Here is a 25,642-nt window from a genome sequence, read left to right on the forward strand (position 1 = left end):
ATGCCGGCAGCGACCGTGATCAAGTCACCCAAGGCGGCCAGCGCCGCCGAGTGCGCGACGCTGGAGCAACTGCCCAACATCGGGCCGTCGCTCGCGGCCGACCTGCGCTCGATCGGCATCGGCCGGCCGGCCGACCTGCGCGGTCAGGACGCCTACGCGCTCTACCGCAAGCTGTGCACGGCGTCCGGGGAGCGCCAGGATCCGTGCGTGCTCGACACCTTCATGGCCGCCGTCGATTTCATGAACGGGGCCGCCGCCGCGCCCTGGTGGCGCTACACGCCACAGCGCAAGGCGCAGTTCGGGCAACTCTGACAGTTCAGCCCTTCGGCGCACCCAGGAAGTCCATCTTCCCGATTTCGACGCCGTTGTGACGCAGCAGCGCGTACGCCGTCGTCGCGTGGAAGAAGAAATTCGGCAATGCGAAGTGCTTCAGGTACGCCTCGCCCTTCATGACGATCGGGCCGGTGCGGCGCGGCAGCGTCACGTCCTTCTCTTCGGTGCCGTCGATGCTGTCGGCGGGCACCGACTTGACGAACTCGATCGTCGCGGCGATGCGGGCGCGCAGGTCGGCCAGGGTCTGCTCGCTGTCGTCGAACTTCGGCGCGTCGACGCCGGCCAGGCGGGCCATCAGGAACTTGGCGGTATCGCAGCAGATCTGCACCTGGGTCGTGAACGGCAGCATGTCGGGGGCCAGACGCGCCGCCAGCAGGACCGCGGGGTCGAACTTCTTCGCGGTCGCGTGGGCCTCGGCCTTGTCGAGCCAGGCCGACAGATTCGTGAGCATCGTGACGAAGATCGGCGCGCTGGCCGAGTGCATGGTGATCGACATGGGTCTGTCTCCAGGGTCGTGGACAAGGGAGCGGGGATGCTACAGGCCTTCTTGCGGCCGTGCACAATCGGGTCCGACACAGGCACCGACGGACCCTCCCGACCTCGTGAACATCATCATCCTCGACGACTACCAGGACGCGGTGCGCAAACTCAAGTGCGCGAGCGTGATGGAGCAGCTGAACGCCAAGGTCTTCACCAACACCGTGAAGGGCATCGGCCAGCTCTCCGTGCGATTGCGCGATGCGGACGTGCTGGTGCTGATCCGCGAGCGAACCCAGTTCCCGAAGCAGCTGCTCGAAAAGCTGCCCAAGCTGAAGCTGATTTCGCAGACCGGCAAGGTCGGCTCGCACATCGACGTGGAGACCTGCACGCGCATGGGCATCGCGGTGGCCGAGGGCGTCGGCTCGCCGGTCGCGCCGGCCGAGCTGACCTGGGCGCTGATCATGGCGGCGATGCGCCGCCTGCCGCAGTACATCGGCAACCTGAAACACGGCGCGTGGCAACAGTCGGGGCTGAAGGCGGCGTCGATGCCGCCGAACTTCGGCCTCGGCATGGTGCTCAAGGGCAAGACGCTGGGCATCTGGGGCTACGGCAAGATCGGCCAGATGGTGGCCGGCTACGGCCGCGCCTTCGGCATGCACATCACGGTGTGGGGCAGCGAGTCGGCGCGCGAGCGCGCCACGCGCGACGGCCATGTCGCGGCGCCGAGCTGCGAGGCTTTCTTCGAGGCCTGCGACGTGCTGACGCTGCACCTGCGGCTGCATGACAGCACGCGCGGCGTCGTCAAGCTCGACGCGCTGTCGCGCATGAAGCCGACCGCACTGCTCGTCAACACCTCGCGCGCCGAGCTGATCGAGGAAGGCGCGCTGGTCTCGGCGCTGAACCGCGGCCGCCCGGGCATGGCGGCGGTCGACGTGTTCGAGAGCGAGCCGATCCTGCAGGGCCACCCGCTGCTGCGGCTCGAGAACGCAGTGTGCACGCCGCACATCGGCTATGTCGAACAGGACAGCTACGAGATGTACTTCAAGGCCGCGTTCGACAACGTCGTCAACTTCATCAACGGCACGCCGACGAACATCCTCAACCCCGAGGCGCTGAAAGTGATGCGCTGATGCCGGAGTCGTCGCAGCCTGCGGCAGGGGTCCACGCCAGCTTGCGCTGGGCACTGATGTTCGGCAACTTCGTGATCGGCTGCGGCGTGATGTCGGTGGCCGGCACGCTCAACGACATCGCGCGCTCGCTGGACGTGTCGGTCACGCTCGCGGGCCAGCTGATCGCGATCGCCGCGGCCACGATGGCGTTCGGCGCCCCGCTGCTGGCGGGCTGGGTCGCGGCCTTCGATCGTCGCCGGCTGCTCGCACTCGCGCTGGTGTGGTACGGCGCGGGTCATGCGCTGAGCGCGCTGATGCCGAGCTACGCAGCCCTGTGGCCGGTGCGCGCCGTCACGATGCTGGCCGCGGCGGTGTTCACGCCGCAGGCCGCCGCAGCGATCGGGTACATGGCCGCGCCGCATGAACGCGGCCGGGCGATCACCTTCATCTTCCTCGGCTGGTCGGTCGCCTCGGTCGCGGGGCTGCCGATGTCGGCCTGGATCGGCGAGACCTTCGGCTGGGAGGTGGCGTTCGCGACCGTCGCGGCGCTGTCGATCGTCGCGGCCGCCTGGGTCTTCGCGGTGATGCCCGACGGCGTGCGCCCGGCCGCCCTGTCGATGCGCGCCTGGAAGGACGTCTTCACCAGCCCTGTCCTGATGGCGATGGTGCTGGTCACCGCGCTCTCGGGCGCCGGGCAGTTCACGCTGTTCTCGTACTTCGCGCCTTACTACAAGCACCAGCTCGGCGCGAGCACCGAGCAGATCACGATGCTGTTGATGTGGTTCGGCGCGTTCGGGCTGGTCGGCAATGTGGTGCTGACGCGGGTGATCGATCGGGTCGGGCCGAACGTGGCGGTGGCGGTGGCGCTGTCGCTGATCGCCGTCTCGCTGCTGCTGTGGCCGTTCGGCAGCACGCTGGTCGGCACCGCGGTGATCCTGATCCCGTGGGCGCTGGGCTGCTTCTCGTCGAACTCGACCCAGCAGGCGCGCCTGGGCATGGCGGCGCCGGCGCTGGCTCCCGCGCTGATGGCGCTGAACACGTCGGCGATCTACCTGGGTCAGGCCGTCGGCGCGTCGAGCGGCGGCTGGCTGATCTCGCATGGCGGTTATGCGCCGTTGAACTGGTGCGGTCTGGCCTGGTTGCTCGCGGCGATCGGGTTGAGCCTGTGGGCCGGCAGCCGCAAGGTGGCGTTCGCATGACACCGGCCACGGGCGCGCTGCAGGACGGCACCGACGTTGCGGTGCCGCAGTCGCTCGGCGAGTTGTTCCTTGCGTTCAACCGGCTCGCGCTGCAGGGTTTCGGGGGCGTGCTGCCGGTGGCGCAGCGCGAGCTGGTCGAGCGCCGCAACTGGTTGACCAAGGACCAGTTCGTCGAGATGCTCGCGATCAGCCAGGTGCTGCCGGGCCCGAACGTCGTCAACCTGGCACTGATGTTCGGTGACCGCAGCTTCGGCACACGCGGTGCGATGGCTGCGCTCGGTGGGATGCTGCTGGCCCCGATGGTCATCGTGCTGGCGCTGACGGCGCTCTACGTGCGCTTCGACCAGTACCCGATGGTGACCGGCGCGCTGCGCGGCATGGGCGCGGTCGCGGCGGGGCTGATCCTGTCCACAGGGCTGAAGCTGCTCGGCACGCTGCGCCGCAACGCGATGGGATTGCCGATCTGCCTGGGCTTCGGCGCGCTCACGCTGATCGGCACCGCGTGGCTGCGGATTCCGCTGGTGTGGGTCATCGCCGGGCTCGGCTCGGTCGCGATCGTCGTCGCGTGGTGGCGGCTGAAGGCGGCGCGATGAAGCTCGACGCGACCGACCTGTTCGGCCTGTTCACCCATTTCCTGATCCTGAGCCTGCTCGCGGTCGGCGGCGCGATCACGACAGTGCCCGACATGCACCGCTACATCGTCGTCGAGCACCACTGGCTGACGGACGCCCAATTCACCGCGTCGATCGCGATCGCGCAAGCAGCGCCCGGACCGAACGTGTTGTTCGTCGCCGTGCTCGGTTGGAACGTGGCCGGGCCGCTGGGCACGCTGGCGACGATGACCGGCATCCTGGTGCCGTCGACGCTGCTGTCGTTGTGGGCGACGCGCTGGGGCGCGCAGCGGCGCGAGACGCGCTTCGTGCGCGCCTTCACCGCCGGGCTGACGCCGCTGACGCTGGGCCTGCTGCTCGCGACCGGCTGGGTGCTCGCCGAACCGTACCTGCGCGACCCGGCGCACCGCTGGGGCGCGCTCGCGCTGATCGTCGTCAGCATCGCCGTGATGCTGCGCACCAAGCTCAGCCCGATGTGGCTGGTCGCGCTCGGCACCGTGTCCGGCGCACTCGGCCTCGTTTGAGGCCGGCGATCCTTCAGCCGAGCGCGCGCTCGACCACGCCGGGCAATGCGCGCAGATCGTCCACCACCGCACTCGGCAGCTCCGACCAGTCGCTGGACGCGTTCGCCTCGTGCGTCGACGCGACCAGCACGTCGGCCCCGCCGTCGGCCGCTGCGCTGACCATCAGGCTCAACGGCATGGCCGGCCGCGAATCGGCCTCGTTCATCACCACCAGCGTGCCGCCGATCGACGAGGCCAGAACCAGCACCGGCGGCGCGCCGGCCACCCGCGCCAGGACCGACAGCCCGCGGTCGCGCGCCGCCAGCTCGATGCGCTGAAGCGTTTCGCTCACATCGTAGCGACTGTGGCGCAGCAGGCGCAGCCCATGGCTGCGTTCCGACTCGGAAGCGCCGCGCAGCGGAATCATCGCGGCCATCACGACGGCCAGGCTGCCGGTCATCCACAGGCGGAACGGGCGAGGCAGGATGATGTTCTTCATGCGGACAGCCTAGGGGCCGCTTGTGACGGCCGCAAGACATGTCGCGTCAAGATTGGTAAAAGTTCAACCCGCGGGTCGACCGCGGGGCGTCACTTGGTGCCGAAGATCTTGTCGCCCGCGTCGCCCAGGCCGGGGATGATGTAACCGATCTCGTTCAGGTGGCTGTCGATCGACGCGGTCCAGCAGCGCACATCCGGGTGCGCCTTGTCGAGTGCGGCCACGCCCTCGGGCGCGGCGACCAGCACCAGCGCGCGGATGTCCTTGCAGCCGCGCTGCTTCAGCAGATCGACGGTCGCGATCATCGACCCGGCGGTCGCGAGCATCGGGTCGATGATCAGCGCGGTGCGTTCGTCCAGCTTGCCGACAAACTTCTCGAAGTAGTTCTCGGGCTGCAGGGTCTCGTGGTTGCGGCTGAGGCCGACGACGCTGACCTTGGCGCTCGGGATCATGTCGAGCACGCCGTCGAGCATGCCCAGGCCGGCGCGCAGGATGGGCACCACCGTCACCTTCTTGCCGCTGATCCGCTCGATCTCGGCCGGGCCGCTCCAGCATGCGATCGTCGTCTTCTCGAGCGGGAAATCGGCGGTCGCCTCATACGCGAGCAAGCGCGCGAGCTCGTTCGTCAGCTCGCGAAACTTCTTGGTGGAGATGCCGTTCTCGCGCAGCAGGCCGACCTTGTGCTTGACCAGCGGATGCTTGACGTCGATCACCGGCATGGATGCTTCTCCTTCAGGGCTTCTTGAGGCGCTGGCGCACCGCTTCGTACAGACACACGCCGCTGGCGACCGACACGTTCAGGCTCTCGACCGCGCCGGCCATCGGCAGACGGACCAGCTCGTCGCAGGTCTTGCCGGTGAGCTGGCGCATGCCGCTGCCTTCGGCGCCGAGCACCAGCGCGGCCGGGCCGGTCAGGTCGAGGTCGTAGAGCGAGCGCTGCGCGTCGTCCGACGTGCCGATGATGCGGATGTCGCGCTCCTTCAGCTCATTCAAGGTGCGTGCCAGGTTGGTGACCATGAAGTACGGCACCGTGTCGGCCGCGCCGCTCGCGACCTTCGCGACCGTGGCGTTGATGCCGACCGCGTGGTCCTTCGGTGCGATCACCGCATGCGCGCCGGCGCCGTCGGCCACGCGCAGGCAGGCGCCGAGGTTGTGCGGGTCGGTGATGCCGTCGAGCACCAGCAGCAGCGCCGGGCCGTCGACGGCGTCGAGCGTGTCGTCGAGCGAGTTGCTGATCGACAGCGCCTCGACCCGCGCGGCGACGCCCTGGTGGCGCTGCGAACCGCTGAGCTTGGCCAGGCGCTCGTCGTCGCTGTCGACCAGCTTGACGCCGGCCTCGCGGGCGCGCTCGACGAACTGGCGCATGCGCTGGTCGCGCCGCGAGGCGTCCACATGCACCTCGAGGACCGACCGCGGCGCGGACTTCAGTCGCACGGTCACCGCGTGGAAGCCGAACAGGACTTGCTTTCCCTTTGTCATTCGCCGATGTTACGGCCTACGATCGCGCCATGGACGCCACGCCCTCGCTCCGCACCGAATGCTGCATCGCCGGCGGTGGCCCGGCCGGGCTGATGCTGGGCTATTTGCTCGCGCGGGCCGGCGTCGACGTGATCGTGCTCGAGAAACACCTCGACTTCCTGCGCGACTTCCGCGGCGACACGATCCACCCGTCCACGCTGACCGTGCTCGACGACCTCGGGCTGCTCGAGGACTTCCTGAAACTGCCGCACGACGAGGTGACGGAGCTGGTCGGCGATGTCTACGGCGAGTCCGTCACGATCGCCGACTTCACCCACCTCGACGCGCCGCGGCCGTTCATGGTGCTGGTGCCGCAATGGGACTTCCTCGATTTCATCGCCGACCGGGCGCGCGCACTGCCGAATTTCTCGCTCCGCCTGGGCGCGAAGGCGCTGGGCGTGATCGAGCGCCCGGACGACGGTGCGGTGATCGGCGTCAACGTGCAGACCGCCGAAGGCGGCTTCGCGGTGCACGCCGGCCTGGTCGTCGCCGCGGACGGCCGCCACACCACGCTGCGCGGCAGCGCCAACCTGGCGAGCGAGGACCTCGCCGCGCCGATCGACGTGCTCTGGTTTCGCGTCCCGCGCGACCGCGCCGACCCGCGCTCGCAGACCGGGGGCTCGATCCGCCCCGGCGCCCTGCTCGTCACGCTGAACCGCGGCGACTACTGGCAGTGCGCGTACGTGATCCCGAAGGGCTCGCTCGCCGCCCTGCAGGCCGCCGGCCTCGACGCGTTCCGCGACCGCGTCGGTGCGATCGCGCCATTCCTGATCGCCGGCAGTTCGACGCTGAAAGATTGGGACCAGGTCAAGCTGCTCAGTGTGCAGATCAGCCGCATGCCGCGCTGGTGGCGCGACGGGTTGCTGTGCATCGGCGACGCGGCGCATGCGATGTCGCCGGTCGGCGGCGTCGGCATCAACCTGGCGATCCAGGACGCGGTGGCTGCGTCGAACCTGCTGGCCGAACCACTGCGCGAGAAGCGCCTGACGCCCGAGCACCTGGAGGCCGTGCAGCGCCGCCGCGATTGGCCGGCCCGGGTGACGCAGCGGGCCCAGATCGCGATCCAGAACGAGGTGCTCGCGCCGGTGCTCGCCGGCACCGCGGCGCCGGCCGAGCTGCCGCTGCCGGTGCGGCTGCTGCAACGCTTCGCGGTGCTGCGGCGGCTGCCGGCGCGGCTGGTCGGCATCGGCGTGCGGCCCGAGCGGGTCGAGACGCGGGCCGTGAGCCGACAACCCTAGCGCGTCGGGTACGATCCGCGCCGCCCTTCACCACCGCCGCGCCGGAGCCACCCCATGCAAATGATCTGCCTCGACCTCGAAGGCGTGCTCGTCCCCGAGATCTGGATCGAGTTCTCGAAGCGCACCGGCATCACGGAACTGTCGCGCACCACCCGCGACGAGCCGGACTACGACAAGTTGATGAACTTCCGCATCGATCTGCTCGCGCAGCACGGGCTGAAGCTGGCCGACATCCAGGACGTGATTGCCGGCATTCGCCCGATGGCCGGCGCGAAGGACTTCCTCGACGACCTGCGCAGCCGCTACCAGGTCATCATCCTGTCCGACACGTTCTACGAATTCGCGCAGCCGCTGATGAAGCAACTGGGCTGGCCGACCCTGATGTGCCACAAGCTCGAGGTCGACGCCGACGGCTTCGTGCGCCGCCACGTGCTGCGCCAGCCGGACCAGAAGCGCCACGCCGTCAACGCGCTGCGTGGCCTCAACTTCCAGGTGATCGCCGCCGGCGACTCGTACAACGACACCGGCATGCTCGGCGCCGCGCACGCCGGCTTCTTCATCCATCCGCCCGAAGCCATCGTCAAGCAGTTCCCGCAGTTCCCGGTGACGCGCACCTATGCCGACCTGAAGTCGGCGATCGACACCGCCGCGCTGCGGCTGCGCGGCGGTTGAGCGGCACCGCGAGAGGGCTTCCACGGCCCGATGCCGTCGGCAGGGACGGCCGGAGACGACCCCGTCGCAGGGCTTGTCGTAGGGCGCGTTGAAGGCCAGGCGGACCTAGCGCAGCCACGAGGACTCAGCGGCGCAACGTGGACAGCAGCATGAGCGCGCCGATCAGCACCGGCTGGTGCAGCATGTAGAAGCTCAGGCTCCAGCGGCCGAGCGTCGCGAGCGGCGCGAGCGCGGCGGGCAGCGCACCGGTGAGCCAGACGCGGCGCTGCGCCAGCACCCACCGGCCCGCCGCCATGCCCCACCACATCACGCCGAGCCACGGCAGCAGCGGCACGTAGTCCTCGGTGACCGGCTTGCGGGTGACCAGGCCGAGCCCGTTGGTCCAGCGCGTGTCGAAGAACGGGTGCTGAACGAACTGCGGCAGCAGGATCGCGACGAGCCCGAGCGGCCACAGCCAACGCCCCGCGCCGCCGCTCACCCGCATCACGATCAGCGCAATCGCGATGCAGTGCAGGACCCCGAAGCTGATGTAGCTGCGCGGGAACATCCACAGCGAACCGATCGTCACCAGCAACGCGCAGCCCGCCACCTGCGCCCAGCGGCGCCAGAAGCGCGGCCAGGGCTGGCGCTGGTCGAGCGCGACCGCCTGGCCGAGGCCGGCGCAGAACAGGAACAGGCTGACGATGCAGCTGCGCTGCAGGGTCCAGAACGGGTCGGTGTAGAAGTTCTGGCGGATGAAGCCGAAGTAGTTCAGGTCGAAGCAGAAATGGAACAGCGCCATCCAGACGATCGCGACCGCGCGCAGCGCGTCGAGGCGGTCGAAGCGCTGGCGCGCGGTTGCGGAAGGTCTCGTCGTCGCGGTCACGCAGGGACGATAGCGCAGCTGCTTGACGGCGGGTCACTGCGTCCATGACCTCGCAGGTCATGCGAGTCGCGCCGACGCTGCGCTATCGTCCTGCCCATGAGCCCCTCTGCCACCCCGCCCGTCGGCACGCAATTGCGCGAATGGCGCCAGCGCCGCCGCCTGAGCCAGCTCGACCTCTCGGTCGATGCCGAGGTCTCGACGCGGCATCTGAGCTGTGTGGAAACCGGCCGCGCGATGCCGAGCCGGGAGATGGTGCTGCGCCTGGCCGACCGGCTCGACGTGCCGCTGCGCGAACGCAACCGGCTGTTGACGGCGGCAGGGTTCGCGCCGATGTACGCGGAACGCGGACTGGACGACCCGGCGCTCGCGGCCGCACGCGCCGCGGTCGAGCAGATCCTGGAGGCGCACGAGCCCTTCCCTGCGCTCGCGGTCGACCGGCACTGGAACCTGATCGCGCACAACGCAGCGTCCGGCGCGCTGCTCACCATGGGGGTCGCCCCCGACCTCCTGGCGCCGCCGGCCAATGTGCTGCGCGTCAGCCTCCATCCCGACGGCCTGGCCCCGCGCATTCTCAACCTGGCGCAGTGGCGCGCGCACCTGTTCGAGCGCCTGCACCACCAGATCGCGGTGACCGCCGACGCGACACTCGCCGCGCTCGCCGACGAACTCGCCGGCTACCCCGTGCCTGCGCACGACGGCGCCGCCGCCTTCATGCCCCACACGTCGATCGTCGTCCCGCTCGTGCTCGACACCCCGCTGGGCACCCTGTCGTTGATCAGCACGATGACGGTGTTCGGCACGCCGGTGGAGGTCACGCTGTCGGAACTGGCGCTGGAGACCTTCTTCCCCGCCGACGCGGCCACCGCCGAGGCGCTGCGTGCCGCGGCGGCAGCCCGGCGCTAGTTCGGCCTACCCGACCCAGACCCGCGCGTTCGCGAACATCCGCGTCCACGGGCTCGGGGCGCTGCGCTCGCCCGATGTCCAACTCAGCTGCACATTGCGGAACACGCGCTCGGCGTGCGGCATCAGTGCGGTGAAGCGGCCATCGGCGGTGGTGACCGCGGTCAGTCCGTCCGGGCTGCCGTTCGGGTTGAAGGGGTAGGCCTCGGTCGCTGCGCCGAAATGGTCGACGAAGCGCATCGCACGGTGCACCGCCCTCGCGTCGCCGCGCTGCGAAAAATCGGCGAAGCCCTCGCCGTGCGCCACCGCCACCGGCAGCCGGCTGCCGGCCATGCCGGTGAAGAAGATCGACGGGCTGTCGAGCACCTCGACCAGGCTGAGCCGCGCCTCGAACTGCTCGCTGCGGTTGCGCGTGAACTTCGGCCACGCACTCGCGCCGGGAATGATCGGCGAGAGCGCCGCCATCATCTGGCAGCCGTTGCACACGCCGAGCGCGAAGGTGTCGGGGCGGTTGAAGAACGCGGCGAACTGCTCGGCCAGCGCCGGGTTGAACATCACCGAGCGCGCCCAGCCCTCGCCGGCGCCCAGCGTGTCGCCGTAGCTGAAGCCGCCGCAGGCGACGAAGCCCTGGAACTGGTCGAGACGCGCGCGGCCGGCCTGGAGGTCGCTCATGTGCACGTCGTAGGTCTCGAAGCCGGCGCGGTCCATTGCGTAGCTCATCTCGAGGTGGCTGTTGACGCCCTGCTCGCGCAGGATCGCCAGCCTGGGCCGCGCCTTGCCGATGAACGGCGCGGCGACGTCGACGCTCGCATCGAAGCTGAGCGACACGTGCAGGCCCGGGTCGTCGACCCGCCCCGCCGCCTCGTGCTCCGCATCCGCGCCGGCCGGGTTGTCGCGCAGCGTCGCGATGCGCCAGGAGACCTCGTCCCAGGTCTGGTGCAGGTCGCGCAGCGGCGCACTGAAGACCGCCTTGGCGTCGCGCCAGACCTCCATCACGCCGCGGTCGTTCGGCTTGCCGATGAAGTGGCTGTGCTTGCTGAGGCCGTGCTCGCGCAGCAGCTGCATCACCTCGTTGCGCGCCGCCGTCGGCACCTGGATCACGGCGCCGAGTTCTTCGTTGAACAGCGCGCGCAAGGTGAGCTCGTTGCGGCGTGCGCCAACCTGCATCGCCCAGTTCTTCGAGTCGCCGTACTCGGCGCGGCTGTCGCTGATGCCGTCGCCCTCGGTGACCAGCATGTCCACGTTCAGACTCAGGCCCAGGTGGCCCGCAAAAGCCATCTCGCACGCAGCTGCCCACAAGCCGCCGTCGCTGCGATCGTGGTAGGCGAGCAGGCGGCCCTGCGCGCGCAGCGCGTTGATCGCGGCGACCAGCGCCTTCAGCTGCGCCGGGTCGTCGAGATCGGGCACGCCGTCCTCGGCGCGCGAGCCGAACTGGTTCAGCGCCTGCGCCAGCATCGAGCCGGCCATGCGGTTCCTGCCCTGGCCGAGATCGATCAGGATCAGCGTCGTGTCGCCGGGCTGCAGCTGCGGCGTCAGCGTCGGACGCACGTCGGCCAGCGTCGCGAACGCGGTGACGATCAGGCTGACCGGCGCGGTGACCTGCTTGGCCGCGCCGTCATCCGACCAGCGCGTGCGCATCGACAGCGAGTCCTTGCCGACCGGCACGCTGATGCCCAGTGCCGGGCACAGCTCCATGCCCACGGCCGTCACGGTGTCGTACAGCGCAGCGTCCTCGCCCGGCTCGCCGCAGGCCGCCATCCAGTTGCAGCTGAGCTTGACGCGCGCCAGCTCGATCGGCGCCGCCAGCAGGTTCGTGATCGCCTCGCCGACCGCCATCCGGCCGGAGGCCGGCGCGTCGAGCGACGCGAGCGGCGTGCGCTCGCCCATCGCCATCGCCTCGCCCCGGAAGCCGCTGAAATCGGCCAGCGTGACCGCGCAATCGGCGACCGGCACCTGCCACGGCCCGACCATCGGATCGCGGCTGTTCAGGCCGCCGACCGTGCGGTCGCCGATCGTGATCAGGAAGCGCTTGCTGGCCACCGTCGGGTGCCGAAGCACGTCGAACGCGACCTTCTCCAGCACCACGTCGTTCAGGTCCAGCCGCGGCGATTCGCGTTCCACCCGCCGCACATCGCGCACCATCTTCGGCGGCTTGCCGAGCAGTACCTCCATCGGCATCGCGATCGAGCGCTCGCCGCCGGGGCCGTCTTCGAGGATCAGGTCCTTCTCCGCCGTCGTCACGCCGACGACCGCGAACGGGCAGCGCTCGCGCTCCGCCATCGCGCGGAAGATCGGCAGCGCCTCGGGCGCGACCGCCATCACGTAGCGCTCCTGGCTCTCGTTGCACCAGATCTCCTTGGGCGCGAGTCCGGTCTCCTCCAGCGGCACCTGGCGCAGGTCGAAGCGCGCGCCCATGCCGGCGCCGTCGACGAGTTCGGGGAACGCGTTCGAGATACCGCCCGCGCCCACGTCATGGATCGCCAGGATCGGGTTGCTGTCGCCGAGTGCCCAGCAGTGGTTGATGACCTCCTGCGCGCGGCGTTCGATCTCGGGGTTGCCGCGCTGCACCGAGTCGAAATCGAGCGCCGCCGCGTTCGCGCCGGCCGCCATCGAGCTCGCGGCGCCGCCGCCCATGCCGATGCGCATGCCCGGGCCGCCGAGCTGGATCAGCAGCGTGCCGGGCGGGAACGCGATCTTCTTCGTCTGCGACGCGGCGATCGAGCCGAGCCCGCCGGCGATCATGATCGGCTTGTGATAACCGCGACGCTGGCCGGCCACGTCCTGCTCGAACACGCGGAAGTAGCCGCCCAGGTTCGGCCTGCCGAACTCGTTGTTGAACGCGGCACCACCGAGCGGTCCGTCGATCATGATCTGCAGCGGGCTGGCAATGTGCTCGGGCTTGCCGTACGGGGTTTGCTCCCACGGCTCGTTCGTTCCGGGCAGGTGCAGGTTGGACACGCTGAACCCCGTGATGCCGGCCTTGGGCTTCGAGCCGCGACCGGTCGCACCCTCGTCGCGGATCTCGCCACCGGCGCCGGTCGAGGCGCCCGGAAACGGCGAGATCGCCGTCGGGTGGTTGTGGGTCTCGACCTTCATCAGCACATGGACCGGTTCGGTACGCGCGCTGTATACCGGCGCGTTCGTGTAGCCCTGCGGCAGCCAGCGTTCGATCGTGCCACCTTCCATCACCGACGCGTTGTCGCTGTACGCGACCACCGTGTGCTGCGGGTTGAGCGCCTCGGTGTTGCGGATCATCTGGAACATCGAGCGCTGCTGCGGGACGCCGTCGATCACGAACTGGGCGTTGAAGATCTTGTGGCGGCAGTGCTCGCTGTTGGCCTGCGCGAACATCATCAGCTCGACGTCGGTCGGGTTGCGCTTCAGCCCGCTGAACGCGGCGACGAGGTAGTCGATCTCGTCATCCGACAGCGCCAGGCCGAAGTCGACGTTCGCGCTGGCCAGCGCATCGCGCCCCTGCGCCAGCACGTCCACATGCGCCATCGGGATCGCTGGTTGCTCGTCGAACAGGTGGACCGCGTCCTCGCGGGCGAGCAGCACGCTTTCGGTCATGCGGTCGTGCAGCAGTGCCGCCGCGGCGGACAGCTCGTCCGCGCTCAGTGCCTTGGTGCCGCCGAGCAGGCCGCTTTTGAGCGTCAGGCGGTACTCGGTGACCCGCTCGACGCGGCGGATGGCGGCGCCGCAGTTGTGTGCGATGTCGGTCGCCTTCGAGGCCCAGGGCGAGACGGTGCCCAGGCGCGGGGCGACGACGATCAGCGTGCCGTCCGTCGGGCCGGCATAGGCGTCACCGTAGCGCAGCAGGCCGGCGAGCTTGTCGTGCGCGTCGCGCGGCAGTTCCGTGTCGCTCCAGACCCAGTGCACGTGCCGCGCGGCCACACCGCTGATGCGGGCGTCGACGGCCTTAAGGCGCGGCAGCAGCGCCGCGGCGCGGAAGCTGGACAGCGCATTGCCGCCCTCGAAGTGAGACAGGTGCTTGGGGGTGGAAGTCACGCGGCGGGCTCGCTGGTGGAGTCATGGCCAGGGCGCTCTCGGGGTCGCCCCGGTGGAAACCCGCGATTTTACGGCCGCGGTGGATAATGCCGCCCCATGACGATCACGATCAAGACTGCTGCGGACGTCGAGGCGATGCGCATCGCCGGCCGCCTCGCCTCCGAAGTGCTGGACATGCTCACGCCGCACGTGAAGCCGGGCGTTTCCACCGAACAGCTCGACCGGCTCGCGCACGACCACATCGTGAACGTGCAGCAGGCCGTTCCCGCGCCGCTGAACTACGCGCCGCCGGGGTACACGCCCTACCCCAAGTCGATCTGCACGTCGATCAACCAGCAGGTCTGCCACGGCATTCCGAACGACCGGCCGCTGAAGAACGGCGACATCGTCAACATCGACGTGACCGTCATCAAGGATGGCTGGCACGGCGACACGAGCCGGATGTTCGTGGTCGGCGAAGGCTCGATCGCGGCCAAGCGCCTGTGCGCGATCACCTACGAGGCCATGTGGAAGGGCATCGTGAAGGTCAAGCCGGGCGTGCGCCTGGGCGACATCGGCCACACGATCCAGACCTTCGCCGAGAACAGTGGTTTCTCGGTGGTGCGCGAATTCTGCGGCCACGGCATCGGCCAGAAGTTCCACGAAGACCCGCAGGTGCTGCACTACGGCCGCCCCGGCACACTCGAGGAGCTGGTGCCGGGAATGATGTTCACGATCGAGCCGATGATCAACGCCGGCCGCCGCGAGATCCGAGAGATGGGCGACGGCTGGACCATCGTCACCAAGGACCGCTCGCTGTCCGCCCAGTGGGAACACACGGTGCTGGTCACCGAGACCGGCTACGAGGTGATGACGCTGTCGGCGGGCAGCCCGCCGCTGCCGGCCTTCGTGACCGCCGCGGCCGCAGCGACCGCCTGAGGACCGCGCCGATGGCCGCCGTGCTGGACGCGCCGCCGCCGACGGCCACGAGCGTCACCGACCTGCGCACGCGGTTTCGCGACGGCAAGGCGACCCTGCTGGCGCACTTCCTGGAGGCACGTCCCTCCGCCCCGGCGGCGGCGACCTTGCTGCGCGCGCTCAGCAAGCATGTCGACGAGACCTTGCTGGCGTTGTGGGAGCACGCCGCGATGCCGTCGGGCACCGCGCTGCTGGCCGTCGGCGGCTACGGTCGCGGCGAACTGTTCCCGCAGTCGGATGTGGACGTGCTGATACTGCTGCCGCCCACGGCCACCGGCGATGCGCTGAAGACCTCGATCGAGGCATTCATCACCGCCTGCTGGGACATCGGCCTGGAGATCGGCTCCAGCGTGCGCTCGGTCAGCGAGTGCATCGCGATGGCGAAGAGCGACGTGACCGTCCAGACCGCGCTGCTCGAATCGCGCTACCTGTGCGGCTCGCGGCGCGTGTTCAACAGCTTCCGCGTCGCCAACACCCAGGCGATGGACCCGAAGGCGTTCCTGCGCGCGAAGGCGCTCGAGATGGTGCAGCGCCACCGCAAGTACGAAGACACGCCCTACGCACTCGAACCGAACTGCAAGGAAAGCCCGGGTGGCCTGCGCGACCTGCAGGTCGTGATCTGGGTCGCGCGCGCCGCGGGTCTGGGCAAGACCTGGGCGGCGCTGGCCGCGAAGGGCCTGATCACGCCGTTCGAGGTCAAGCAGCTGAACCGCAACGAGGGGCTGCTGAAGCTGATCCGCGCCCGCCTGCACGCGATCGCCGGCCGCCGCGAGGACCGGCTGGTGTTCGACCTGCAGACCGCCGTCGCCGAGAGCTTCGGCTACCACGGCACGCACGGCCAGCGCGCGTCCGAGGTGCTGATGAAGCGCTACTACTGGGCGGCGAAGGCGGTCACCCAGCTGAACCAGATCCTGATGCTCAACATCGAGGAGCGGATCGAGGGTTCGCAGGACGCCCCGATGCGCCCGATCAACGCCAAGTTCCTGGAACGCGGCGGCATGCTCGAGGTGGCGAGCGACGACCTCTACCAGCGCGACCCGCATGCCATCCTCGAGACCTTCCTGGTCTACCAGCAGACGGTCGGGCCGAAGGGCCTGTCGGCGCGCACGTTGCGGGCGCTCTACAACGCGCGTGACCTGATGGATGCGAAGTTCCGCCACGATCCGGTGAACCGCGCCACCTTCATGAAGATCCTGAAGTGGTCCGGCGGCCAGACCCACGTGTTCCGGCTGATGAACCAGACGAGCGTGCTGGGCCGCTACCTGTGGGTGTTCCGCCGCATCGTCGGGCAGATGCAGCACGACCTGTTCCACGTCTACACGGTCGACCAGCACATCATCATGGTGGTGCGCAACGTGCGGCGCTTCTTCATCCCGGAGCATGCCCACGAGTACCCGTTCTGCTCGCAGCTCGCGTCGAGCTTCGACCGGCCCTGGGTGCTGTACATCGCTGCGCTGTTCCACGACGTGGCCAAGGGCCGCGGCGGCGATCACTCGGAGCTCGGCGCCGTCGAGGCGCGCCGCTTCTGCAAGGACCATGGCGTCGTCGGCGAGGACGCCGCGCTGATCGAGTTCCTGGTCGAGGCGCACCTGACGATGTCGCGCATCGCGCAGAAGGAAGACCTCTCCGACCCGGACGTGATCGAGGCGTTCGCCAAGCTCGTGCACGACGAGCGCACGCTGACCGCGCTGTACCTGCTGACCGTGGCCGACATCCGCGGCACCAGCCCGAAGGTCTGGAACGCGTGGAAGGGCAAGCTGCTCGAGGACCTGTACCGCCTGACGCTGCGCGCGCTCGGCGGCGCGAGGCCGAACATGGACGCCGAGGTCGAGGCGCGCAAGCTCGAGGCGCGCCAGATGCTGAATCTCGCGTCGTTCGCGCCGGGCGTGCAGCACGAACTTTGGAACACGCTGGACCTGAGCTACTTCGCGCGCCACGATGCGGCCGACATCGCCTGGCACACGCGCTCGCTGATCGGCCACGTGCAGACGCCCACGCCGGTCGTGCGGGCGCGCGTCTCGCCGCTCGGCGAGGGCCTGCAGGTGCTCGTCTACGCGCGCGACCAGCAGGACCTGTTCGCGCGGATCTGCGGCTACTTCGATGGCGCGGGCTTCAACATCCTCGACGCCAAGGTCCACACCACGCGCATCGGCTATGCGCTCGACACCTTCCAGATCAGCGGTTCGAGCTACGAGACGCATTACCGCGACTTGATCCTGTTCGTCGAGAACCAGCTGACGCATGCGCTCGCCGAGACCGGGCCGCTGCCCGAGCCGGGGCGCGGACGCATTTCGCGGCGCGTCAAGTCGTTCCCGATCACGCCGCGCATCACGCTGCGACCGGACGAGCGCGCGCAGCGCTGGCTGCTCGGCGTTTCGGCCAGCGACCGCTCCGGCCTGCTGTTCTCGATCGCCAGGGTGCTCGCGCGCCACCACATCAACCTGCAGCTCGCGAAGATCACGACGCTCGGCGAGCGGGTCGAAGACACCTTCCTGATCGACGGGCCGGCGCTGCAGCAGAACCGCGTGCAGCTGCAGATCGAGACCGAGTTGCTGGACGCGCTCGCGTCCTGAGCGGTCGAGGCCGACCCGACGATGCTCCTCTCCATCAACGCGGCCGACGCGATCGCGCGGCTCGACGAGTTCGACACGCTGATCGATGCGCGCTCCGAGAGCGAATTCGCGCTCGACCGCCTGCCCGGTGCGGTCAACTGGCCGTCGCTGACGGATGCGCAGCGCATCGTCGTCGGTACCGAGTACGTGCAGCAGTCGCCGTTCCTCGCGAAGAAGCGCGGCGCCGCCCTGGTGGCGCGCAACATCGCCGACCACATCGAGCGCGAGGTGTTCGACAAGCCCAAGGACTGGCGACCGCTCGTCTACTGCTGGCGCGGCGGCTCGCGCAGCGGTTCCTTGTCGCTGGTGCTCGACCAGATCGGCTTTCGCGTGCACAAGCTCGAGGGCGGCTACCAGGCCTATCGGCGCGCCGTGATCGCCGCGCTCGAGGTGCTGCCCGCCGGCCTGCAGTACCGGGTCATCTGCGGCAGCACCGGCGCCGGCAAGAGCCGTTTGCTGCAGGTGCTGCGCGCCCAGGGCGCGCAGGTGCTCGACCTGGAAGCGCTGGCCAACCACCGCGGCTCGGTGCTGGGCCTGGTGCCCGGCAGCCCGCAGCCGGGGCAGAAACAGTTCGAGTCGCGCGTCTGGGACGCCTTGCGCACTTTCGATCCGGCGCGGCCGGTGTATGTCGAGAGCGAGAGCAAGAAGGTCGGCGACTTGCGGGTGCCGCTTGCCCTGATCGAACGGATGCGCGCATCGCCGTGCCTGCGCCTGGACCTGTCGCTCGACGCGCGCGTCGCGCTGCTGCTCGAGGACTACGGGCACTTCGTCACCGACACGGCCGCGTTCTGCGAGCGGCTGGACGCCCTGCGCGCGACGCGCGGCCACGACGTCGTCAATGCCTGGCAGGAGGCCGCACGCGCCGGGCGCACGCCCGATGTCGTGCGCGACCTGCTGGTGCAGCACTACGACCCGATCTACGCCCAGTCGATGAAGCGCAACTTCGCCGGCGTGACCGCCCTGCTCGCCGATCTGGCATGGGACGGCGGCGAGGCCTCGCTGGAAGCCGCCGCGGCGCGCGCGATCGCGGCCGGCTGACCGGGAGCGCTTACAATCGCGTCTTCACCCGTCATTGGGGAGTAGCCGCCTCGCATCGCCACGATGCAGGGCCTGCGTCAACACACTTGGCCCCCACGGCCATGGCGCAGGCAGCTGATCCAGCCTGGCAAGACCTTTGACCGCGCGGACCCGGCACGACCGGCGGGACCGTGTGGTCATCCGTCTGTTGCACCGGTCCTGGAGAATCCCTGTTGGAAGCATTCCTCGTCTCGACCGGCGTCGTCGCGCTCGGTGAAATGGGCGACAAGACCCAGCTGCTCGCGATGCTGCTCGCGGTCAAGTTTCGCAAGCCCGTCCCCATCATCCTCGGCATCCTCGTCGCCACGCTGCTCAATCACGCCACGGCGGGGCTGGTCGGCGGCTGGATCGCGCAGGCGCTCGGCCCGCAGATCCTGCGCTGGGTCATCGGCGTGTCGTTCATCGCGATGGCCGGCTGGATGCTGATCCCCGACAAGATCGACGATGACGAGTCGTCCGCGCTGCGCTTCGGCGTGTTCGGCACGACGCTGATCGCGTTCTTCCTTGCCGAAATGGGCGACAAGACGCAGATCGCGACGGTCGCCCTGGCGGCCCGCTACCAGGACCTGGTCGCGGTCGTGGCCGGCACGACGCTCGGCATGATGATCGCGGACGTGCCGGCGGTGTTCGTCGGCGACCGGCTCGCGAAGAAGGTGCCGATGAAACTGGTCCACGGCATCGCGGCGGCGATCTTCCTGGTGCTGGGGGTGGCGACGCTGTTCAACCTCGGCCACCTGTTCTGACTACCCCATGTGCAGGCCGCCGTTGACCGAGAAATCGGCCCCGGTGGCAAAGCCGGATTCGTCCGACGCGACCCACGAGACCATCGACGCGATGTCGCCCGGCGTGCCCAGGCGCTTGACCGGGATGCCGGCGATGATCTTGTCGAGCACGTCCTGGCGGATCGCCTTGACCATGTCGGTCGCGATGTAGCCGGGGCTCACGGTGTTGACCGTCACGCCCTTGCTCGCCACCTCCTGCGCCAGCGCCATCGTGAAGCCGTGCATGCCGGCCTTGGCGGCGGAGTAGTTGGTCTGGCCGAATTGGCCCTTCTCGCCGTTGACCGAGCTGATGTTGATGATGCGGCCCCAGCCGCGGTCGACCATGTCGTCGATGACCTGCTTGGTCACGTTGAACAGGCTCGTCAGGTTGGTCTCGATCACCGCGTCCCAATCGGCACGGCTCATCTTGCGGAACATGCCGTCGCGCGTGATGCCAGCGTTGTTGACCAGCACGTCGATCGCGCCATGTTCGGCCTTGACCTTCTGGAACGCGGCGACCGTCGAATCCCAGTCGCCGACATTGCCGACCGACGCATAGAACGTGAAGCCGAGCGCGGCCTGCTCGCCGATCCACTTCGCGTGGTCGCGGCTCGGGCCGCAGCCGGCGATGACCTTGAAGCCGTCCTGGTGCAGCCGCTGGCACATGGTGGTGCCGATGCCGCCCATGCCGCCGGTGATGTACGCGATCTTCTGACTCATGATGTGATTCCCGGTGATTTCCAATGACGGCGCCGCACGCGGGGCCGTTGCCCGCGTGCGGCGCGCCGGCGCGTGCTGCGCCGGTGAGGTGGTGGCGGGCGACGAGGCGCCCGGCGGAATGCTTCGGCGCGCGCTCAGCGCTCGACAGTCAACGCAACGCCCATGCCACCCCCGATGCACAGCGAGGCGATGCCCTTCTTCGCGTCGCGGCGTTGCATTTCGTGCAGCAGCGTCACCAGGATGCGGCAGCCGGACGCACCGATCGGGTGCCCGATCGCGATCGCGCCGCCGTTGACGTTGACCTTGCTGGTGTCCCAGCCCATCTCGTTGTTGACGGCGCAGGCCTGTGCCGCGAAGGCTTCGTTGATCTCGAGCAGGTCGAGGTCCTGGGCCTTCCAGCCGGCGCGCTGCAGCGCCTTCTGCGAGGCGGGCACCGGGCCCATGCCCATGATGCTGGGGTCGAGCGCGACGGTGGCGTAGCTGGCGATGCGCGCGAGCGGCTTCAGCCCCAGTTGCGCGGCCTTCGCCGCCGTCATCAGCACCACGCCGGCGGCACCGTCATTCAGGCCCGAGGCGTTGCCGGCGGTCACGCTGCCGGCCTTGTCGAACGCGGGGCGCAGACCGGCCAGCGCGTCGGCGCTGGTCTTCTTGTTGATGTACTCGTCGGCCGAGAAGACGATCGGGTCGCCCTTCTTCTGCGCGATGCTGAACGGCACGATCTCGTCCTTGAACTTGCCCGCTTCCTGGGCCGCGGCCGCCTTCTGCTGCGAGGCGAGCGCGAGCGCGTCCTGCTTCTCGCGCGAGATGTCGTACTTCTTCGCGACGTTCTCGGCGGTGATGCCCATGTGGTACTTGTTGTACACGTCGAACAGGCCGTCGACGATCATCGTGTCGACCATCTTCCAGTCGCCCATGCGCATGCCTTCGCGCGAATTCGGCAGCACGTGCGGGGACATGCTCATGCTCTCCTGGCCGCCGGCGATCACGATCTCGGAGTCGCCGTCGCGGATCGCCTGCGCCGCCAGCATCACGGCCTTCAGGCCCGAGCCGCAGACCGCATTGATCGTCAGCGCCGGAACGCTTTGCGGCAGGCCGGCCTTGATGACCGTCTGGCGCGCCGGGTTCTGGCCCGAGCCGGCCGTCAGCACCTGGCCGAAGATCAGCTCGTTGATCTGGTCGCCCGACAGGTTGGCGCGACGCAGCAGGTCTTGGACGACGGCGGCGCCGAGTTCAGTCGCGGGGGTCTTGCCCAGCGTGCCGCCGAACTTGCCGACTGCGGTGCGGGCGGCGGCGACGATGACGATGTCGGTGGTCATGGAAGTTCTCCAGAGGTTGAGATGATGAAATGGGTGGTCGAAGGCGATGCCGCTCAGGCGGCCTTCTGCTTCACGTAGCGGCCGGGAGCCGCCTCGATGACGGGATGTTGGCGGTTGCCGGGTGCCTTGGGCGCCGCGACCTGCTTGCCGGCGTGGCCCTTGAGCCAGCCGGCCCAATCGGTCCACCAGCTGCCCGGGTGTTCGGTGGCCTTGTCGAACCAGCTCTGCGCGTCGGCCGGCAGCGCGCCAGGGGCACCGATCCAGTGGCTGCGCTTGCCCTTGGCCGGCGGGTTGATCACGCCGGCGATGTGGCCGGACGCGCCGAGCACGAAGCGGGTCGGGCTCTTGAGCACCGCGGTGTTGCGGTAGGCGCCCTCCCAAGGCACGATGTGGTCCTCGCGCGAGGCGTAGATGTAGGCCGGCGCGCTGATCTTGCCCAGGTCGACCTTTTCACCGCACACCGTCAGCTTGCCCGGCTTGACCAGATTGTTCTCGAGGTAGGTGTTGCGCAGATACCAGCAGTACATCGGCCCCGGCAGGTTGGTGCCGTCGCTGTTCCAGTAGAGCAGGTCGAACGGCGGCGGCGTCTCGCCCTTCAGGTAGTTGCCGACGACGTAGTTCCACACCAGGTCGTTCGGGCGCAGGAAGCTGAACGTGGTCGCGAGTTCCTGACCCTTCAGCAGGCTGCCGCCGCCCGGGCTCTTCGGGCCGAGCGTCATCTCGCGCATCTGCACCATCGTCTCGTCGATGAACAGGTCGAGCACGCCGGTGCTGGTGAAGTCGAGGAAGGTGGTCAGCAGCGTCATGCTCGCCGCAGGCTTCTCGCCCCGCGCCGCCAGCACGGCCAGCGCCGTTGCGAGGATGGTGCCGCCCACGCAGAAGCCGAGCGTGTTGATCTGTTTGCTGCCGGAGATCTCCTGGGTCAGCCCGATCGCGCGGATCGCCGCGTCCTCGATGTACTGGTCCCAGGTGTAGCTCTTGATGCTCTCGTCGGCGTTGCGCCAGCTGACGACGAATACCCGATGGCCCTGTTCGACCGTGTAGCGGATCAGCGAATTCTCCGGCTGCAGGTCGAGGATGTAGTACTTGTTGATGCACGGCGGCACGAACAGCATCGGGCGCTCGTAGACCTTGGCGGTCAGCGGCTTGTACTCGATGAGCTGGAACAGCTCGTTCTCGAACACGATCGCGCCTACGGTGGTCGCCACGTTGCGGCCGATCTCGAACACGCGCTCGTCGGTCTGCGAGACGTGGCCCTGGCGCACGTCGTCGAGCAGGTGCTTGATGCCCTGGGCGATGCTCTCGCCCTTGGTCTCGAGCGCCTTGCGCTGCGCCTCCGGGTTGAGCGCGAGGTAGTTGCTCGGCGACGCCATGTCGATCCACTGCTGGACCGCGAAGCGGATGCGCGCCTTGGTTTTCGCGTCGCCCTGCAGGCTGTCGGCCATCTGCATCAGCGTGCGCGCATTCAGCAGGTACATCTGCGCGGTGTAGGCGGCGGCGGGATTCTTGACCCAGTCGGGCGCGGCGAAACGACGGTCGGCTGGCGCGGGCGGCTTGGCCTGCAAGGTCTGATTCCAGAGCTCGGTCGCCTGCTCGACATAGGCCTTCTGCAGCTCTGCCACCGCGGGCACTGGGATGCTCAGTCCGGACATCGACTTCCAGATCTCGCCGAACGTGTGGCCCAGGGCTTGCGCGTTGGCCGCAAGATCGGTGGCGGACGCAGCCGCAGAATCGAGGGGGGTGGTCATGAGTCTCCTGGGCTGGCGTCGGCGGTCTGGGGCAGCGCTTCGTGCACTTGTTTTACGTGAGTCTGCGGGGTTTGTACATCCGCAGGCTATCCCTATTTGTATCGCATTATGACATTCAATTTCACAATCAGGCAGAGAAACGCCAGGCCGCCGCGATGGTATTGATCGCCATCGCGTGGGGCTATGTCGTGCTGATGGTGGCCGTCGTCGAGGCGACAAGCCCGCGCGGCACCCTGCTGGGCGCGCTGTTCACGGTGCTGCTGTACGGTGTGCTGCCGCTCGGCATCGTCGGCTACCTGGTGCTGAGTCCGGCACGCAAGCGAGTCCGGCGGGCGGCCGAGAGCGCCGTCTCAAACGACGCGCCGGTTGATCCAGATCAAGGCGGCCATGCGGCCGGTGACGCGATCGCGACGAAACGAGAAAAACCGTGACGGCTTGCTGACCGTGCACCAGCTCTCACCACCGATTTGCCGCACCCCCGCCGCCTGAAGACGGTCACGCGCCAGGCCCGGCAGGTCGGCGAGCCACTTGTCGCCGCCCTTGGCCACGAAGCGGCGCAAGGCGCCTTCGCCTTGCGCCGCGCGGAACGCGTCCAGCACGTCGACACCGACCTCGAATTGCGCCGGCCCGATGCACGCGCCGAGCCATGCCTGTACTTCGTCGGGTGCGCAATGCGCCAGCTGCGACACCTCCGCCAGCGTCGCTTCCAGCACACCGGCCGCCAAACCGCGCCAGCCCGCATGCGCCGCACCGACCGCACGCCCGCCGGGCGCCGCGAAGAGCACCGGCAGGCAATCGGCGACCTGCACCGCGCAGGCGATTCCGCGCTCAGTGGTGGCCGCTGCGTCGGCACGATGGACAGGCGCACCCGGTTCGGCATCGGCGCGCGTCAATCGCACGACCGTGGCGCCGTGCACCTGATCGAGCCAGACCGGCGCAGCGCCAGCCGCTTCCGCAACGACACGCTCGTTGTGCGTCACCGCCAAAGCGTCGTCGCCGACGCCGTCGCGCAGGTTCAGGCTGTCGAACGGCGCGGCGCTGACACCGCCGTGCCGCGTCGTCATGAAAGCACCGACGGCAGCATCGACCGACCAGGTCGGGCGCAGCCAGTCGGGATGCGGGTTCACGCGGCGGGGATCAACTTGACTTCGAGCGTGCCCACGCCCTCGAGGCTTGCCGTCAGCGTGTCGCCCACAACGACCGCGGCCACGCCCTCGGGCGTGCCGGTGTAGATCAGGTCGCCCGGCTGCAACTCCCACGCCTTCGACAGGTGCTCGATGATCTCGGCCACGCTCCAGATCAGCTTGCCCAGCGTGCTGGCCTGGCGAGGCTCGCCGTTGACCAGCAGGCTGATCTTCGTGTCGGGCGTCAGGCTGCACTCCTCGGCGCGACGAATCGGCCCGATCGGCGCGGACTCGTCGAAGCCCTTCGAGATGTCCCAGGGCCGCCCTTGTTTCTTCGCGTCAGTTTGCAGATCGCGACGCGTCATGTCCAGGCCGATCGCGTAACCCCAGACGTGTTCGAGTGCCTGCGCGGCCGGGATGTCGCGCCCGCCCTTTCCAATGGCGACCACGAGTTCGAGTTCGTGATGCAGGCTCTTCGTGAGGGTCGGGTAGTGCATCTCGCCGACCGTGCCCTCCTGCACGGACAACACCGCGTCGGCTGGCTTCATGAAGAAGAACGGCGCCTCGCGGCCGCTATGGCCCATCTCGATCGCGTGCTCCACGTAGTTGCGGCCCACGCAATAGATGCGGTGCACCGGGAACAGCGCGCCGGCCGCACCGCCTTGAACGGGAACGGCGGCAGCAGCGACAGGATTGATAACAAATGTCATCTCGGGAGTCTCCGGTTGTTGTCCATCTTCAGGTCGACCCAGCGACGCCGACAACGTGGAATGATGCCATGCAGCGCCCCGTTTCGCCGCCCGCCGAACCATGTTCGACACGGGCGCGCCGCTACACTCGCGGCCATGTTGATCACCCCGCACGGCATCAAGCACTGCAAGGTCTGCGGCGGCTCGACGGTCTATGCGATACCGGCCGATGACAACCGTGAGAGGGCCACCTGCACGGTGTGCCATACGGTCCACTACGAGAACCCGCTCAACGTGGTGGGCACCGTGCCGGCCTGGGGTGACCAAGTCCTGCTGTGCCGCCGCAACATCGAGCCGCGCTACGGCAAGTGGACGCTGCCGGCAGGCTTCATGGAACTGGGCGAGACGCTCGAACAAGGCGCCGCCCGCGAGACCGTCGAAGAGGCCGGCGCGCACTTCGAGATGCTGGGGCTGTTCACCGTGCTCAGCGTCGTCCGCGTCGGGCAGGTCCACCTCTACTTCCGCGCCCGCCTGCTCGACACCGACTTCGCGCCGGGCCCGGAGACGATCGAGGCACGCCTCTTCACGGAAGAAGAGATTCCCTGGGACGAGCTCGCATTCCGCACCGTCCGGGAAACGCTGATGCATTACTTCGCCGACAAGCGCCTCGGCCGGTTCGATCTGCACTGTTCCGACATTTCCTGAT

At 68.8% G+C, this 25,642-nt stretch carries 25 protein-coding genes and 1 riboswitch; of the genes, 14 read left to right on the forward strand and 11 right to left on the reverse strand.

The features are described 5' to 3' along the window. On the forward strand, positions 1–312 hold the full coding sequence (locus ACWH49_RS24735) for a helix-hairpin-helix domain-containing protein (RefSeq protein ID WP_448173851.1): 312 nt from the start codon (positions 1–3) through the stop codon (positions 310–312). A 4-nt stretch (positions 313–316) separates the two neighbouring features. Here the strand turns inward: ACWH49_RS24735 and ACWH49_RS24740 are convergent, their stop codons facing one another. Further along, on the reverse strand, positions 317–829 hold the full coding sequence (locus ACWH49_RS24740; RefSeq protein WP_448173852.1) for a DUF1993 domain-containing protein: 513 nt from the start codon (positions 827–829) through the stop codon (positions 317–319). Between the two features lie 106 nt (positions 830–935). Here ACWH49_RS24740 and ACWH49_RS24745 point away from each other — a divergent pair, with 106 nt between their 5' ends. From ACWH49_RS24745 to ACWH49_RS24760, 4 genes are read left to right on the forward strand one after another with little or no spacing between them, the layout of a single operon-like run. After that, a complete protein-coding gene (locus ACWH49_RS24745; protein ID WP_056470745.1) occupies positions 936–1,943 on the forward strand; it encodes a D-2-hydroxyacid dehydrogenase family protein in 1,008 nt (335 codons plus the stop codon). After that, a complete protein-coding gene (locus tag ACWH49_RS24750) occupies positions 1,943–3,121 on the forward strand; it encodes an MFS transporter (protein WP_448173853.1) in 1,179 nt (392 codons plus the stop codon). Before ACWH49_RS24745 ends, ACWH49_RS24750 begins: the two co-directional genes overlap by 1 nt. Beyond that, positions 3,118–3,714 carry a chromate transporter gene (locus ACWH49_RS24755; RefSeq protein ID WP_448173854.1) on the forward strand — a complete coding sequence of 199 codons (597 nt, stop codon included), beginning with the start codon at positions 3,118–3,120 and terminating at the stop codon, positions 3,712–3,714. The genes ACWH49_RS24750 and ACWH49_RS24755 overlap by 4 nt, the downstream gene beginning before the upstream one ends. Continuing rightward, positions 3,711–4,256: a chromate transporter gene (locus ACWH49_RS24760; protein ID WP_448173855.1), complete on the forward strand. Its 546-nt coding sequence runs from the start codon at positions 3,711–3,713 to the stop codon at positions 4,254–4,256. Before ACWH49_RS24755 ends, ACWH49_RS24760 begins: the two co-directional genes overlap by 4 nt. Positions 4,257–4,269: 13 nt before the next feature. Here the strand turns inward: ACWH49_RS24760 and ACWH49_RS24765 are convergent, their stop codons facing one another. From ACWH49_RS24765 to rlmB, 3 genes are all read right to left on the reverse strand, one after another. Then, on the reverse strand, positions 4,270–4,734 hold the full coding sequence (locus ACWH49_RS24765) for a hypothetical protein (RefSeq protein ID WP_448173856.1): 465 nt from the start codon (positions 4,732–4,734) through the stop codon (positions 4,270–4,272). Between the two features lie 89 nt (positions 4,735–4,823). Then, positions 4,824–5,450, reverse strand: a complete 627-nt coding sequence (gene upp, locus ACWH49_RS24770) for a uracil phosphoribosyltransferase (RefSeq protein ID WP_448173857.1) — start codon at positions 5,448–5,450, stop codon at positions 4,824–4,826. 13 nt (positions 5,451–5,463) lie between these two features. Continuing rightward, positions 5,464–6,210, reverse strand: coding sequence for a 23S rRNA (guanosine(2251)-2'-O)-methyltransferase RlmB (gene rlmB / locus ACWH49_RS24775; RefSeq protein WP_448173858.1), 747 nt, complete (start codon positions 6,208–6,210; stop codon positions 5,464–5,466). Between the two features lie 29 nt (positions 6,211–6,239). Between rlmB and ACWH49_RS24780 the strand changes: the two genes are divergently transcribed. Together ACWH49_RS24780 and thrH are read left to right on the forward strand one after the other, a co-directional pair. After that, complete coding sequence (locus ACWH49_RS24780) at positions 6,240–7,487, forward strand: FAD-dependent oxidoreductase (RefSeq protein WP_448173859.1); 1,248 nt, start codon at positions 6,240–6,242, stop codon at positions 7,485–7,487. A gap of 54 nt (positions 7,488–7,541) precedes the next feature. Continuing rightward, positions 7,542–8,159: a bifunctional phosphoserine phosphatase/homoserine phosphotransferase ThrH gene (gene thrH, locus ACWH49_RS24785; RefSeq protein WP_448173860.1), complete on the forward strand. Its 618-nt coding sequence runs from the start codon at positions 7,542–7,544 to the stop codon at positions 8,157–8,159. Between the two features lie 124 nt (positions 8,160–8,283). Here the strand turns inward: thrH and ACWH49_RS24790 are convergent, their stop codons facing one another. Beyond that, positions 8,284–9,024 carry a DUF1624 domain-containing protein gene (locus ACWH49_RS24790; protein WP_448173861.1) on the reverse strand — a complete coding sequence of 247 codons (741 nt, stop codon included), beginning with the start codon at positions 9,022–9,024 and terminating at the stop codon, positions 8,284–8,286. A gap of 96 nt (positions 9,025–9,120) precedes the next feature. Between ACWH49_RS24790 and ACWH49_RS24795 the strand changes: the two genes are divergently transcribed. Beyond that, the gene (locus ACWH49_RS24795; RefSeq protein ID WP_448173862.1) at positions 9,121–9,927 is read left to right on the forward strand and encodes a helix-turn-helix domain-containing protein; all 807 of its coding nucleotides are present in this window, start codon (positions 9,121–9,123) and stop codon (positions 9,925–9,927) included. Positions 9,928–9,933: 6 nt separating this feature from the next. Here the strand turns inward: ACWH49_RS24795 and purL are convergent, their stop codons facing one another. After that, positions 9,934–13,932 carry a phosphoribosylformylglycinamidine synthase gene (gene purL, locus ACWH49_RS24800; protein WP_448173863.1) on the reverse strand — a complete coding sequence of 1,333 codons (3,999 nt, stop codon included), beginning with the start codon at positions 13,930–13,932 and terminating at the stop codon, positions 9,934–9,936. A gap of 96 nt (positions 13,933–14,028) precedes the next feature. Between purL and map the strand changes: the two genes are divergently transcribed. From map to ACWH49_RS24820, 4 genes are all read left to right on the forward strand, one after another. After that, positions 14,029–14,850 (forward strand): type I methionyl aminopeptidase, encoded by an 822-nt coding sequence (map, locus tag ACWH49_RS24805; protein ID WP_448173864.1) that lies wholly within the window; start codon positions 14,029–14,031, stop codon positions 14,848–14,850. An 11-nt stretch (positions 14,851–14,861) separates the two neighbouring features. Continuing rightward, a complete protein-coding gene (locus ACWH49_RS24810; protein WP_448173865.1) occupies positions 14,862–17,462 on the forward strand; it encodes a [protein-PII] uridylyltransferase in 2,601 nt (866 codons plus the stop codon). A gap of 21 nt (positions 17,463–17,483) precedes the next feature. Beyond that, the gene (gene mnmH, locus ACWH49_RS24815; protein WP_448173866.1) at positions 17,484–18,539 is read left to right on the forward strand and encodes a tRNA 2-selenouridine(34) synthase MnmH; all 1,056 of its coding nucleotides are present in this window, start codon (positions 17,484–17,486) and stop codon (positions 18,537–18,539) included. Between the two features lie 24 nt (positions 18,540–18,563). After that, a riboswitch (yybP-ykoY riboswitch) is annotated at positions 18,564–18,737 on the forward strand. Positions 18,738–18,751: 14 nt separating this feature from the next. Then, the gene (locus ACWH49_RS24820; protein ID WP_448173867.1) at positions 18,752–19,321 is read left to right on the forward strand and encodes a TMEM165/GDT1 family protein; all 570 of its coding nucleotides are present in this window, start codon (positions 18,752–18,754) and stop codon (positions 19,319–19,321) included. Here ACWH49_RS24820 and phbB read toward each other — a convergent pair whose 3' ends face one another. From phbB to phaC, 3 genes are all read right to left on the reverse strand, one after another. Then, positions 19,322–20,059 (reverse strand): acetoacetyl-CoA reductase, encoded by a 738-nt coding sequence (phbB, locus tag ACWH49_RS24825; RefSeq protein WP_056470789.1) that lies wholly within the window; start codon positions 20,057–20,059, stop codon positions 19,322–19,324. A 134-nt stretch (positions 20,060–20,193) separates the two neighbouring features. Beyond that, complete coding sequence (locus ACWH49_RS24830; RefSeq protein WP_448173868.1) at positions 20,194–21,375, reverse strand: acetyl-CoA C-acetyltransferase; 1,182 nt, start codon at positions 21,373–21,375, stop codon at positions 20,194–20,196. A gap of 53 nt (positions 21,376–21,428) precedes the next feature. Then, the gene (phaC, locus tag ACWH49_RS24835) at positions 21,429–23,123 is read right to left on the reverse strand and encodes a class I poly(R)-hydroxyalkanoic acid synthase (protein ID WP_448173869.1); all 1,695 of its coding nucleotides are present in this window, start codon (positions 23,121–23,123) and stop codon (positions 21,429–21,431) included. Between the two features lie 41 nt (positions 23,124–23,164). Between phaC and ACWH49_RS24840 the strand changes: the two genes are divergently transcribed. Further along, positions 23,165–23,554, forward strand: a complete 390-nt coding sequence (locus ACWH49_RS24840; RefSeq protein ID WP_448173870.1) for a hypothetical protein — start codon at positions 23,165–23,167, stop codon at positions 23,552–23,554. Here the strand turns inward: ACWH49_RS24840 and pgeF are convergent. Continuing rightward, complete coding sequence (gene pgeF, locus ACWH49_RS24845) at positions 23,474–24,187, reverse strand: peptidoglycan editing factor PgeF (protein ID WP_448174396.1); 714 nt, start codon at positions 24,185–24,187, stop codon at positions 23,474–23,476. The genes ACWH49_RS24840 and pgeF overlap by 81 nt on opposite strands. 59 nt (positions 24,188–24,246) lie before the next feature. After that, positions 24,247–24,957 carry a fumarylacetoacetate hydrolase family protein gene (locus ACWH49_RS24850; RefSeq protein ID WP_448173871.1) on the reverse strand — a complete coding sequence of 237 codons (711 nt, stop codon included), beginning with the start codon at positions 24,955–24,957 and terminating at the stop codon, positions 24,247–24,249. A gap of 135 nt (positions 24,958–25,092) precedes the next feature. On the opposite strand from ACWH49_RS24850, the gene ACWH49_RS24855 reads away from it, so the two are divergent. Beyond that, positions 25,093–25,641 (forward strand): NUDIX hydrolase, encoded by a 549-nt coding sequence (locus ACWH49_RS24855; protein WP_448173872.1) that lies wholly within the window; start codon positions 25,093–25,095, stop codon positions 25,639–25,641. Position 25,642 lies beyond the last annotated feature (1 nt).

The organism is Rhizobacter fulvus (assembly GCF_964020785.1).